At 44.9% G+C, this 12,870-nt stretch carries 13 protein-coding genes; 6 read left to right on the top strand and 7 right to left on the bottom strand.

The features are described 5' to 3' along the window. The first annotated feature begins 209 nt into the window (after positions 1-209). The 3 genes from QUA27_RS02990 (at position 210) to QUA27_RS02980 (ending at position 3,193) form a co-directional block, all read left to right on the top strand. On the top strand, positions 210-1,082 hold the full coding sequence (locus tag QUA27_RS02990) for a polysaccharide deacetylase family protein (protein WP_333066241.1): 873 nt from the start codon (positions 210-212) through the stop codon (positions 1,080-1,082). A gap of 142 nt (positions 1,083-1,224) precedes the next feature. Further along, a complete protein-coding gene (locus QUA27_RS02985) occupies positions 1,225-1,848 on the top strand; it encodes a restriction endonuclease subunit R (protein ID WP_333066240.1) in 624 nt (207 codons plus the stop codon). 73 nt (positions 1,849-1,921) lie between these two features. Continuing rightward, positions 1,922-3,193 carry a bifunctional sterol desaturase/short chain dehydrogenase gene (locus QUA27_RS02980; RefSeq protein WP_333066239.1) on the top strand — a complete coding sequence of 424 codons (1,272 nt, stop codon included), beginning with the start codon at positions 1,922-1,924 and terminating at the stop codon, positions 3,191-3,193. Positions 3,194-3,303: 110 nt separating this feature from the next. On the opposite strand, the gene QUA27_RS02975 is transcribed toward QUA27_RS02980, so the two are convergent. Both QUA27_RS02975 and QUA27_RS02970 read right to left on the bottom strand, forming a co-directional pair. Further along, the gene (locus tag QUA27_RS02975) at positions 3,304-4,119 is read right to left on the bottom strand and encodes a phytanoyl-CoA dioxygenase family protein (protein WP_333066238.1); all 816 of its coding nucleotides are present in this window, start codon (positions 4,117-4,119) and stop codon (positions 3,304-3,306) included. A 182-nt stretch (positions 4,120-4,301) separates the two neighbouring features. Beyond that, a complete protein-coding gene (locus QUA27_RS02970; protein ID WP_333066237.1) occupies positions 4,302-4,901 on the bottom strand; it encodes a VOC family protein in 600 nt (199 codons plus the stop codon). 120 nt (positions 4,902-5,021) lie between these two features. On the opposite strand from QUA27_RS02970, the gene QUA27_RS02965 reads away from it, so the two are divergent. Further along, entirely contained in the window at positions 5,022-5,426 is a 405-nt protein-coding gene (locus tag QUA27_RS02965; protein ID WP_333066236.1) for a gamma-glutamylcyclotransferase family protein, read from the top strand. A 22-nt stretch (positions 5,427-5,448) separates the two neighbouring features. Here QUA27_RS02965 and QUA27_RS02960 read toward each other — a convergent pair whose 3' ends face one another. Both QUA27_RS02960 and QUA27_RS02955 read right to left on the bottom strand, forming a co-directional pair. Next, complete coding sequence (locus tag QUA27_RS02960; RefSeq protein ID WP_333066235.1) at positions 5,449-6,168, bottom strand: response regulator transcription factor; 720 nt, start codon at positions 6,166-6,168, stop codon at positions 5,449-5,451. Between the two features lie 136 nt (positions 6,169-6,304). Next, positions 6,305-6,697, bottom strand: coding sequence for an ATP-binding protein (locus QUA27_RS02955; RefSeq protein WP_333066234.1), 393 nt, complete (start codon positions 6,695-6,697; stop codon positions 6,305-6,307). A 425-nt stretch (positions 6,698-7,122) separates the two neighbouring features. On the opposite strand from QUA27_RS02955, the gene QUA27_RS02950 reads away from it, so the two are divergent. Beyond that, positions 7,123-9,651 (top strand): NACHT domain-containing protein, encoded by a 2,529-nt coding sequence (locus tag QUA27_RS02950; protein WP_333066232.1) that lies wholly within the window; start codon positions 7,123-7,125, stop codon positions 9,649-9,651. Between the two features lie 167 nt (positions 9,652-9,818). Here QUA27_RS02950 and QUA27_RS02945 read toward each other — a convergent pair whose 3' ends face one another. The 3 genes from QUA27_RS02945 to QUA27_RS02935 all read right to left on the bottom strand — a co-directional run bounded on the left by QUA27_RS02945 (position 9,819) and on the right by QUA27_RS02935 (position 11,837). Beyond that, positions 9,819-10,424 carry an anti-sigma factor family protein gene (locus QUA27_RS02945; protein WP_333066231.1) on the bottom strand — a complete coding sequence of 202 codons (606 nt, stop codon included), beginning with the start codon at positions 10,422-10,424 and terminating at the stop codon, positions 9,819-9,821. 139 nt (positions 10,425-10,563) lie between these two features. Further along, positions 10,564-11,223: a sigma-70 family RNA polymerase sigma factor gene (locus QUA27_RS02940; RefSeq protein WP_006631278.1), complete on the bottom strand. Its 660-nt coding sequence runs from the start codon at positions 11,221-11,223 to the stop codon at positions 10,564-10,566. A gap of 122 nt (positions 11,224-11,345) precedes the next feature. Further along, entirely contained in the window at positions 11,346-11,837 is a 492-nt protein-coding gene (locus tag QUA27_RS02935; RefSeq protein WP_333066230.1) for a molybdenum cofactor biosynthesis protein MoaE, read from the bottom strand. Between the two features lie 637 nt (positions 11,838-12,474). Here QUA27_RS02935 and QUA27_RS02930 point away from each other — a divergent pair. Then, a complete protein-coding gene (locus tag QUA27_RS02930; protein WP_333066229.1) occupies positions 12,475-12,867 on the top strand; it encodes an SH3 domain-containing protein in 393 nt (130 codons plus the stop codon). Positions 12,868-12,870: the final 3 nt, after the last annotated feature.

Genomic DNA, 12,870 nt, shown 5'->3' with positions numbered 1-12,870 from the left:
GCCAAAAAGTGTAGATTTTTTATTAAGAAACCGGGTTTTGATAGCAGAAAGGGTGGCTAGCCACGATTGATTTGCCTAAAAAAACCCGGTTTCTGGCTAAGTCTAGCTTTAGTGCGATCGACGTTTTGCAAAAAAAATAATTTACCAAAATTTTAAGCTAGCAGAACAATCAGGCATAATGAGATTGTTCAAAATAACTCCTATACCTGATGAGTCGCAAAGGCAATAAAAAAGGGGGTATTAAAACTGTTATACTTATCGGATTGAGCATCACAATTTCTCTGTTGTCGGAAAACAGAAAAACCGCCAATTCAAATCCGCTAATACCGATCGCACCCATTGAAAATCCCCCGCCAAACCTCCTGAAACCCCCAAAACTAAAAACACCCCCTTCACTCCCCGCAACTCCTTCTCCCAAACCTCCCGAACAACCTTTAGTCTTCGCACCGCCCGCGCAATTTCGCAGCCAAATAGTTTATAAAGCCAGTATTAACAACTCAAAAGTTATCGCCCTGACATTTGACGATGGCCCGTCGCCTGAAACTTTGAAAATATTAGCAGTTTTGCATAAACATCAAGTTGTGGGTACATTTTTCTGTTTGGGTGCAAATTTGCGGGAGTATCCAGAGATTGCGAAAAGAGTTGTGCAAGCGGGAAATGCGATCGGGAACCATACTTGGCATCACTATTCTCACAATGTTACGGAAAAAACAGCATCAGATGAAATAGATAATACTGGGGTTCATATTTATCGATCGACTGGGGCAAAAAGTTTCTTGTTTCGCCCGCCCGGCGGGCGCTTAAATAACGGTTTAGCAGCTTACGCTCAAAAGAAGAATTATGTAGTGGTGATGTGGTCGATCGATCCTAAAGACTTTCTGCAACCTCCGGCCGCTGCGATCGCGCGTAGCGTGCTATCCCAAGCGACATCAGGGGCGATCGTATTGTTGCACGACGGCGGCGGAAATCGCCAGCAAACAGTCGAGGCACTATCTGCAATTATTCCCAAACTCAAACAGCAGGGATATCGTTTTGTAACCGTGCCGCAATTGCTGGAAATGCAAGCCACGCAAAAACAGTGAATTGCCGATCGCAAATCCCAATGAACAGCCATCTCAGCCAAATCTGCTTTATGTGCATTTCATCTGCATTCATCTGGGGTCAACAATCAAAATTCTGCTAAACTTATTATTAATAACGATAAAAACCTTGATTAATATCATAATGCAAAAACTTCAAGCAAGAGATATCAACCTCCGCTATCTAATCGATAACTTCGGCTTGCAGCGAGTTCGTAACAGCGAATTTTTCCGAGAATGGCAAGAAAAATTACCCGAAGTAACAGACTCAGAAAAACAATTACTCGATCGCGTCCAAGACATATACTTCAACTTGGTAGACAACCCGCCTGTATTGGAAAATGCAGTCAAGCTAACAATCATCAGCCCTATTTTATTTATTGCCGGTCTCTTTGAGTCTCGTTTTCACGTCAAAGCCGAAAAGTCGATATCCATTCAAGAGGAAGACGAAGACAGAATCATCGAAGGCAGAATAGATATCCTAATTATGAAAGCAAACTTGTGGGTGACAGTAATTGAATCCAAACAACTTTCGTTTTCAACTGACGAAGCACTTGCCCAACTCCTGACATATATGCTCGCAGAGCCCGCTCCCGAAACTCCTACTTTTGGGATGATTTCCACAGGTGCTAACTTTAGTTTTGTCAAGTTAGTCAGAGGCGAAATAGCTCAGTATGCCTTATCTCCAGAATTTGTAATCCGCAATCCCGGCAATGAATTGTACCGGGTTTTGCAGATTTTAAAACGCCTGAGTCAACTTCCAGACTAGCAATAAAAGCCATTTTGAGTTATCTTTCAAAGCAGACAATATCTAATATCTCAAATTTCAAACTGGTGCGAGCATGGTAAATTACTGGATAGTCGGCGCTGTGGCAATAGCTTCTGTCTGCTGGGCAGAAATAATACGAGACTTTTATCACGTCGTGTCCCATTATTGGGCACCCCTGCAAAAGCTGCACACCTGGCATCACCGCGTTTTCCGCCCGAATTTGACCCCCGTCAGCGAGACTATTTACAAGCAAGCACACTGGCGTCACGACGTGCCCGAAGCTGCGGCGATGATGGTTTTGGGATTGTTGCTGTGGGGTGTAGCTTATTTTGGGCTGCCGGAATATCACTGGGGCGCAGCAGCGGGTTGTATTTATACTTTAGGCTTTTTGTTGAGCGCGATCGCCCGCGGGTGCGGCATCAAAGGCGCAGACGAATTAACCGACATCACCCACCAACCGGGAGACTTCCTGGCTCCCCCTGGCAAGTGGTTAGTTAATAAACCTTATCACTGGCGGCATCACTTCGACAATCAAAATGCTTACTATTGCGGTACTTTCACCTTAATAGATAAACTTATGGGTACAGCACTTTCTCTCAAAGGCAAAACTGTAGCCGTCACCGGTGCATCGGGAACTTTAGGTCGTTCGCTTCTCAAACACCTGCACAAAGCTGGTGCAAAAGCGATCGCCCTCACCTCTGGAAATGAGGAAATTACTTTGAATATAGACGGCGAAAGTTTACCTATAAAAACCGTAACTTGGCAAGCTGGCCAAGAGGCAGACTTAGCCCTATTTTTAGAAAAAATCGATATTCTCGTCATCAATCACGGGATTAATGTACACGGAGAAAGAACAGGAGAGGCGATCGCAAACTCCTACGAAATTAACACTTTTTCCGCGTGGCGGCTGATGGAACTCTTTTTCTTAACAGTCCGCACTAACGAAAACATCGCTTGCAAAGAAGTCTGGATCAACACTTCCGAAGCAGAAGTAATTCCCGCTGTCAGTCCCCTGTACGAACTCAGCAAACGCGCCCTGGGAGATTTAGTCACCCTGCGCCGGTTAGACGCACCCTGCATCGTTCGCAAACTCATTTTAGGGCCGTTTAAAAGCAACTTAAACCCGATCGGCCTCATGTCTCCCGACTGGGTAGCACAGCAAGTTGTCAAACAAGCTAAAACCGATTCGCGCAATATCATCGTCACAATTAATCCTTTGACTTTTATCCTTTTTCCAGTCAAAGAGTTTTTTGTTTCTTTCTACTTCCAAATCTTCAGCCGGAAAGCAGTCTCTTTGGCAGATATAGAATTAGAGCGATCGGACGTTGAAGTAAGAACTAAGTGATATCAAATACCGTTAAATCAACCTAATGCTTCTAGGGTTCTAGGTGAAGTACGAATGACTTACGCAGTACACTCGGGCTTCACCTAGTGAACGTACAGTGAGAATTGGTATTACTTCTTTCCTAGCAACTCTGCTCTCTTTAGAAGTAGTTTCAGCCTTCTTGGCAACAGTTGATTGAGATCCCAGCGATAACCAAGGTATTTCAAATGATTCCAGGGGTTCAGGAAACCTGTATGAAGATTAACAAACTCTGGCTGGGACTTACCGTTACGGGCAACCACAAAATAGGGTGGTTTGATAGAAGGATCGACGTGAGTGAGGGACATATATTCAATCACATAAGCCCAGCGAGTTTCCTGCGAAACATTAGGTGTGGTACTGTGAAGTGTCAGCGAGGAAAACAAAACAAGATCCCCCGCTTCTGCTTCAATGAAGAGTGGACTGTCAGGAGTTCCATCATACACAGCATAGTTACCTTCAAATTTGTGCGGCAGCCGTTTTTTGTTACTGCCCGGTTGTAACCACAGCCCACCATTTTCGGGGGTCATTCTGGTAAGTGCAATCCACAGTTGGTAGTGATTATCCTTAAGGTTGCTGTAGCCATTGTCCTGATGCCAAGGAAAGGTTTCTGCTCCCGGTCCTTTGGCTACTGCCTGATCCCACCGCACCCAGAAATTTGGACCAATGAATTGTGTAAGCAGTTCCACCAGTCGGGGTTGAGAGATGAAGTTTTGGATTTTTTCACTGTATTGGAATAGCTGACTGTGAAAAGTTAAGCTTCCTTTATTCAGATTATTGTCAATGTGCTTCGGATCGGCTTCTTTAATATCCTCGATCAGTGTTCTCATCTCGGCTTCGGAAAAAAAACCCTGAAACTTAACATATCCATCTTGATTAAACTGATCGATTAATTTTGTCTGTCCCATCTACTTTACCTCTTGAATCAATTTCTCCGTTTTCAACAATGTTTGGTACAAATTAAAAATTTAGTTAATTTGCAACAGAGACGATGAAGTCATAGCAAAAATGACTGGCAAACTTGTAACTTTAGAAATCCGGTTTCTTGGACAAACCGGATTTTTATATCTAAATTTTTTTGCCTGTCAGCTTAATTACTAACCTCAGCCATTTCAATGACGCGACCGTCGTAATCCTTGACCAAAAAATTCAGCGGCTTTTCCCGGCGAATTTTATAACTAATTCCGCGAGTTTGTACCCTCATCAATAGCTGATCCAAACATTCGCGATCGAAACAAACGTGACGCGGGCGATTTTTTTCCCCTACACCGGCGCCGCTAATAATGTGCAGTTGGGTATTTTTCATCAACTGATACCACAAACCCTCGGGACTCCCCATCGTTTGAGAGCTTGTTGCCCTCCCGACATTCGGCGACAAATACAGCGGATCGATACCAGTTGTCCCCAAAGTTTGCTCGTAATTGTAGTAGTAGTGCAGCGGCACTTCTGCTACTGGCAGGTTTAGCATACCTTCATAGAACTCCCTCGCTTGTCCGAGATCCGATACCATCACCGTATGTACCTTCGGAGCACTGGTGAGAAACATCCACATCGCCCCCGCATAGGCTGCCAGCAGCATCACCATAATCCCTTGAGTCGAAAACAAGCTGTCCAGGGGCAGGGACGGCAAAAAAGAGCTCAAGTACAAAGGCCCAAGTCCAAAAGCAATAAAACTAACTGCTAGAGTCATGAATTATAAGAAAGGGTAAACAACGAAATTTATCAAGATTGCAGTCGCGATCACCCGCGAGACTTAAACTATTAGCTTAGCCATCTATGTTAGCAAAAACTAGCGGTTAAGCCCTACCCGATGAAAGTCTTTGTATACGGCACACTCAAACCGGGGGAGTCCAACTACCTCCGCTACTGCGAAGGAAAAGTTGTGGATGCTTGTCCCGCGATCGCCCGCGGTCAACTTTTTGCCCTGCCGATCGGCTATCCTGCGATGATGGCCGGAGATGGCACAGTCTGCGGTTTTCTCCTCTGTTTCGCAAACTCGGCTATTTTGGACGATTTAGACCGATTGGAAGACTATCATCCGCTGCGGGAACCGACACAAAACGAATATCAGCGACAGGAAATCGAAATCTTCGATCGACACCTCAAACCTCTAGGGACGGCTTGGGCATACTTCATGTTACCCGATCGCGTTCGTTCTCTGGGAGCCATCTGGCTGCCCGACGGCAGGTGGGAAAATAGGTTTTTCACAAAATAAGCCGTTAATGCCGATGAGCTGACTAAATTGCCATTGGCGTGCGATCTGGCGGATCGAATTTGTAACCGAAACCCCGAATAGTTTTAATAAACTGCGACCCCGTAGCATCAACTTGAATCATTTTCTTGCGAATCTGAGCGATATGTACGCTAACAAGTTGGTCTTCTCCTGTGTCGTCGCAGTTCCACCCCCAGATTTTTTCGATTAGCTGTTGGCGACTCCAAGATTGACCGGGATGACTTGCCAAAAAATACAATATCTTAAATTCCAAGGCTGTTAACTTGAGCGTGCGATCGTTGAGTGTTGCTTCCCGACGCGCTGAATCGATCGCAAATCGATCGAATACAATACGTGATGAAGTGACCGGCCTGATGCGTCTCAACACAACTTCTATACGAATTGCCAACTCCGCCAGACCAAATGGTTTGCAGATATAGTCATCAGCACCAACAGACAGGACTTTAATTTTATCAGCTTCGTCTGTGCGGCTGCTGAGCATAATCACAAAAACATTAGTCCGGCGCTGCATTTCCTGACAGAGGTGATAGCCAGTAGTATCCGGCAAATTCCAATCGAGAATTACTATCACCGGCTTGAATTGATCAAATAATGCTAAAGCAGTCTCGCCATCGGCGGCAGAATTTACTTGATATTTCTGATTTAAAAAGCGATGAATTAGATTGCGGATAGGTGGGTCATCTTCCACAACCAGAATCTTGGGGGCAGTATTAACAGTGATCACAAAAAAAATCCTAGTGTCAATTCAGGACTTACGCATAAACCTTCATAAACCGGGTTTTTTACATTATCGGCAGGTGACAGCGAAGGAGAGGCGTCAAAAAAATAGCTTTCTGGCTACCCGTGAGTCTAGGAATGTTTTAGTCAAGCATAAATCCCAGTTCCTTCCAACTAAACAGACTTGTTTCTGGCAATTCTTCTTCCAACTTTGATTGAAGATCAAAAGGCTTCCCCCAATCCCAAATTTTGAGTTCTAGACGATCGTTAAATACTGTTATTTCAAGCTCGATCGGAGTTTCGGAGGGCCGATTTTTGTGAGCGTGGCGAACAGCATTCGTGAACGCTTCGATCGCAGCAAGTTTGAATTGCTGCAAAACAGCTTCAGGAATGGGTAGATACTCTAAACTGCTCGACCCACCATAAAACCTGAGGAACAGCCTTGATATCAGATTTACTTGTAAGGCTAATTTTGTGAAGTTGCTGCTTAGAACAGGGGTCGGATTGGGGAGTTCGTTGCTTTTGAAGCCAGACAATTAAATTGCTGTTTAAAAGATCGATCGCCCGCTTAAAATAACCCGTTTGACTGCTGTGTTGGGATGGTTGATAATATTTTACAATTAACAGACAGTTGCGACAGTCACAAGTTCTGGTATAACTTAGCTCATCGGCGATTTTTCCAATGATTTTTAGACCTATCCCACCGACCACAAATTCATCAATGTTATTTTTCATTTTCCTATCCTTGATCATCATTTAATCTGTACTTTTTAACCGACGAAAAAAGCGAGTGGCATTCTTACTGATTAAGTTTGCATGATTTATGCCTGACTTTTTTCGTCTGCCGTGCAGTTGTTGTCCCCATCATTTTCTCTTGGTTGCTCAGGTCTTGACAAACTCAGTTTGCGATCGCTAAACTGATCGAAAACTGACATTGACAAATAAAAAAGTAAATTATACAATGACTACCCTCAAAGCCTCTGAGGAGGGATTAGTAAAAATTAGGCAAGCTAGAAGAGAAAAGGGATCGACTATAGAAGACCCCAGATGGCTAGTAGAAGCTAGTAAAGCATTAGATCCAGATCGAACTTGGACAGAGGCCGGGCCCTATGCCAATGGCCTGTCGCTGCCAACTTGGAGGCGTTTTTTACGAGGACAAGAACCTATTAAAGCCAATGCTTTCAAGGCTTTCTGCACCGTTTTGCATTTGGATTGGGAAGAAATTGTCGATCGTCCTCCTTTAGCCTCCCCTTACCAAGGGAGGGTTGAGGAGATTAGAGATTTTTGCCCACAGCCTATTGATTCGGTAGTGGAAGAGATCCGGCAAAAATGCCACAGCAAAATCCAACAGCTTTACAGCAAAATGCAACTGTTGGATATTGCACAGCCCGTTGATGTCAGCAACCTCTACGTTGAAGTCAACATTTTGGAGGAAATTACCAGTTGGCAGCCGGGAGAAATTCGCGATTTATTGAGAGACTTCAACCCAGATGCGGATAACTTTAACCGCTTGGGTTTAGGCAAAGTACGCCAGAAACGAGTACCAGCATTGGATGCGGTGAAATCTCACTCTAAACTGATGGTACTCGGCAAACCTGGTTCCGGTAAAACTACCTTTTTGAAACACATTGCCATTCAGTGCGATCGCGCCAAATTTGAAGCAAACAAAATACCGATTTTTATCTCTCTGAAAACCTTTCCTGAAATCTATAATCTTGACTTATTAGAATATATCAGCGACGAATTTGCCAGTTGCGGAGTTGAGGCGCGATCGCAAACTGAATCGGTACTCAGTCAAGGCAGAGGTTTGATTTTATTGGACGGCTTAGATGAAGTGCCAGAATCCGATAGCGATGCAGTCGTCAGACAGATTCGTCAGTTTGTCCAAAAATATTACAACAATCAGTTTATAATTACCTGTCGAATTGCCGCTGCTAAGTACCGCTTTCACGACGAAGCTTTTACCTGTGTTGAGGTAGCCGATTTTAATAACCAGCAAATCGCTGCCTTTGCTAAAAATTGGTTTGTAGCATTTTCCCAGAAGATGGAGGCAGGGAAAGCTTTAGCATCTCAATTTGTAGAGAAGCTGAAACTGCAAAAAAATCAGCAAATCCGAGAACTGGCAGTAACGCCAATTTTGCTTAATCTGACTTGTTTAGTATTCCAAGCAAAAGCAGATTTTCCATCCAACAGATCCAAATTGTATGAAGAAGGACTGGAAATTTTGCTCAGAAAATGGGATGAAACCAGAGGCATTAAACGGGATGAAGTTTATCGCAATTTGAATTTTTCCCACAAGCAACATTTACTTGCTTTTGTGGCAGCTATTACTTTCGATCGTGGCGATTATTTTTTTGAAAAAAACACAGTTCAGCAATTGATTGCCGACTATCTGGCTAACTTACCCGATGGCACAAGTGACCCAGTTCAGTTGGACATCCATAGTGAGGTTGTCCTGAAGGCGATCGAGGCACAACATGGATTATTAGTGGAGAGGGCAAGAGGGATTTATTCATTTTCTCATCTAACATTTCAAGAGTATTTCACTGCTAGAGAAATAGTTAACAATTCCGAGCCACAAGTTTGGGAAAAACTGGTCAGCCACCTGACCGAGAAGCGTTGGCGAGAAGTATTGTTCTTAGCAGTTGGGATGTTGCAAAAAGCTGATGACTTGTTACTGTCAATGAGACAGCAAGTTGATGGGCTGGTCGCTGAGGATGAGCAGTTGCAGCAGTTCCTAGTGTGGATAAGAAATAAATCTTATTCCATTAAGGCTCCCTATAAACCATCCGCTATCCGCGCTTTTTATCTGGGTCGAGAGGTAGATCGCGTTAGTAACCCTCGTTCGGACTTGAATTTTGACCTAAATTTGATCCGTATTCTTGGTTATGCCATTGACCATACCTTTAAACCACCCCTTGAACTTTTTTTCTTGGACTTTACTTCTTATTATGACAATGAACGTGACTCTGGCTTGGCTACTGAACGCCACTCTGACTTGGCTACTGATATTGTTCTTGACGTTGCAATGGTCTATGCCATTGACCTTAATATTCCCTATCTTTATGCTGCTGCATCAGGTCGCAATCTTGTCTCTATCCTCGCCTTTACTCTCAATTTAAATCTGGAACCAGAATTGAAGCAATCTCTGCAACAACTTAGAGACCAACTATATGCTTCAGCATATCCAAACAGAATACAGGAGTGGTGGAAAAGCGAGCGGGAGTGGTGGGAAGCTAAAGGTCGAAATTGGACTCAGCAATTAATAAATGTGATGATTAAGTATCGCAATATAGGTCACGATTGGCAATTTAGCGAACAGCAGAAGTTATTGCTGAGGAAGTATTACGATGCTAATAAATTGCTGGTAGATTGCCTCAATAGCGGTTGTAATGTATCTCCTGCTGTGCGGCAGGAAATTGAGGAGACATTGTTGTTGCCGATCGCAAATCTGCAAAAAATCGGTGACAAGTGCGATCGCCCGCTCTAATTCCACTAGCTACCTACTTCGATATTAAGATGCGATCGCCCCACAATACGTCATTCAAAGCCAGGAAAGTGTCAAAGAATATATCCACCTTGAAAAACTGGGAAAAACCGCAAAAGCCCCCTTTTTTAGGGAGCTTAGCAACTTCATTTATGCTCCAAACAGAAATCCTATTGCGCCTTTGGCAATGACTTTTGAGGGCTTGCTACACCAACTTTGGGAATATCCATTATCGGTGCATTCACCCCAAGCATCAAATCGTTGGGATTAACAATCTCCACCAGAGGCTCGTTCAAAGCCACCATCAAACCGTCAGATTCAGCAGGAATGGGAGATCGAGCAAACTCGGGAGCAAACAATTGGCGGCCGCCACCGACACCAGACACCACCGCAATCAACAAAGCTGCGATCGCACCTCCACCCAAAATCCAAGTTCGTTTCGGCTTGCGTTCCACCCGCTGCAAAACCTTCGTCGCCAACTCCTGTGCAGATTGTTCGGCAGCAGGCACCGGCATTGACTGAAAACTCTGCTGCATCATCAGCAGTCGCGAGTACAAACGCTTCGTAGTGGGGTCATTTGTCAGCCACTCCTCCACTTGCCGACGTTCTGCAGCCGTCACTTCGCCGTCGAGGTAAGCACTCAGCAATTCAAAGCGATCGCGCATCATAGTAGTTACATTCCCCTGGGGATAATTGGTGTTAGCTTGATTTTCAGCGAGTGAATCCCCGATACCTTGCTGATGCTGATTTTTATCCGATTCAAAGTTATAATTCATATTTCAAAGTTGCTTTTATTGGGGAAGGATGCCCTGGCTATTAGAATGATTTACTGCTTATTTATATTTTAAAAGAGAAGTTTTGATATGACAGCAAACATGACCAAATCTTCTTGATCGACCTCTCAAAGCACTATTGCTAATTACCATCGAGATATTTTTGCAATTCCAACTGCAATCTTTGGCGAGCTCTAGCAATTCTCGACTTGACAGTTCCCAGAGAAACTCCGGTCATTTCGGCTATTTCCTCATAGGCTAAACCTTCAATTTCTCTTAAAACAATTGTCGTGCGGAATACTTCAGGCAAATCTGCGATCGCCACCCGCAACTGGTCGTAAAATTCTCTAGTCGTCAAATCTTCATCAGGCCCCGGACTGTCGGCCGGAATTTCCCAATCAACCTCGCCATCTTCCAGAGCACGGGGTACGTCCAGCGACAGCGGAGTTCGCACCCGTTTGCGCTTCCGCAACTCATCGTAAAACAAATTAGTGGCGATGCGGCTCAGCCAGCCCCGAAATTTAACAGGCTCTTGCAAGCGGTTAATATTGCGGTAGACCCGAATCCACACTTCCTGAGCCAAGTCTGCTCGGTCTTGCCAGTCAGGGGCCAAGTGATAGAGTACCCTGTCTACGTGGGACTGATACCGCTTCAACAGTTCTGAAAAGGCAGTGCTTTCAGGTCGATTTCCTTCCTGACAACGCAACACCAAGTCATAATTAGAGAGTTTTTCGGCTGGCAATTGCACTCTTTGAACGGTCGCCACAACCGCAGACCAGGACACGGAAATAAAGTCGCTCATCGGTGGAATTGGCTCATCGAACATTCCACACTTTTTGACGCTAGCAGATCTCGATTGGTTCCCGCACTCGGAAACTGCCATCGGCTTGAGTCATCAGACACTCAATGACTGCTGACTGCTTACTAATGCCCGACAACCTCACACGCTCCAATACTAACCCAACTACTAGAACCGTCAGCCCAATGTTCCTTTTTCCAAATCGGTACATTGTGTTTGAGCGTATCTATGGCGTACTGGCAAGCTGCAAATGCCTCCCCCCGGTGGGGACAGCCAACAGCCACCAGTACGCTGATTTCGCCCACCTGCAAGTGTCCGACGCGGTGGTGAATGGCGACCCGATTGACATCTACCCACTGGCGGCGGATTTCCGTAGCGATTTGCTGGAATACTCGCACGGCCATCGGTTCGTAGGCTTGATATTCTAGGGAAACTACAGCTTGACCGTCAGTTTGGTTGCGGACTGTACCGCTCATTATTACCACGGCTCCGTTCGCGGGGTCATCTGCCAAAGCATATATTTCCTCTACAGACAACGGCGCTAAGGTAATTGCGAAGCTGTCTGATTCATGTCGTTGAGGAATTGTAGCGATCGAAAGTGCAGCGCTAGAGTTCATTGCCAAAGATGTGGTGCTGGATAAGTTAATTGATCTTGACACAAATCAAGTCGCGATGGATTTGTCTTGCATTCTTGTCGGGGACACAGGGAGACTAATTTTTAGACCAATCTCGTAGCACGGGCAAGGGCCCGACGCCATTGCCCCCAACTTCTGCACAAGTGCGATCGGCTACACTATGACTCACCACAACCCTATTCATACCGTACTTGAAGACGAGCAAAATACTTGTTAGATAAAATTAACTGCCAGTATTGCTCTAGCAACTCAATAAATAAGCACACCCAATAAATAGTGTCATTCGTAACTCAGTACAAGCAATCTCCAACCCCAAACGATTACTTTCTTTCCTTTTGAATGACACAGTTAAGTTTAATTCTGCCCGGACTTCTGATCCGCGTCGGCAAAATTTTTAGCAGCAGATGTAAACTTTATTTATTTTTTTGTTCCGGAAAGCTACATAAATGACATGATATACCTGTGCAGGATTCAGGCAAATTGGCGGATACTCGGCAACAGCAAGACCATAACGCCCTCTTGTGCCTTTTCTGAAACAGAAGTTAATGGTTTGGGCTGTTAATTGAGGTTTCTACCTGAGTCTGCACCAACAAATGTTAACAAAAATCACGAGGAAACTATGGAAGCACTAGCATTGAGCCACTCTTTTGTTGCTTATGAATCTCCAGAGTCCGAACTCCAAGTCAAGTCCTTAGACGAGCTGGGCTTGAAAATTCCTAATTCTGCATGGATAGGCGTTGCAGGTATGGCAGTAGCCCTATCTGTTCTGGGTGTCCCAGGCGAAGCGCAGGCAAGTTGCGGCTACTCCCGTTGTGGCGGTCACAGCCGTCACAGCTACGCTGAAGTTGCCACCAACGGCGGCCGACTGAATATCCGCCACCGCCCCGATGGCTGTTCTCATGTCATCGGCAAGTTATACAATGGAGACAATGTGGCATTGACCGGTCATTACAGAAACGGCTGGGCCCAACTCAAAGGTGGCGGCTGGGTGAAAGCCTCGTGGCTTTCCTAACTC

This window comes from Microcoleus harperi Pol14_C6 (assembly GCF_036701295.1).
Classification (GTDB): Bacteria; Cyanobacteriota; Cyanobacteriia; order Cyanobacteriales; family Microcoleaceae; genus Microcoleus.
Note: the sequence above shows the minus strand (reverse complement) of the source record. Positions and strands in the feature narration are given on the sequence as shown.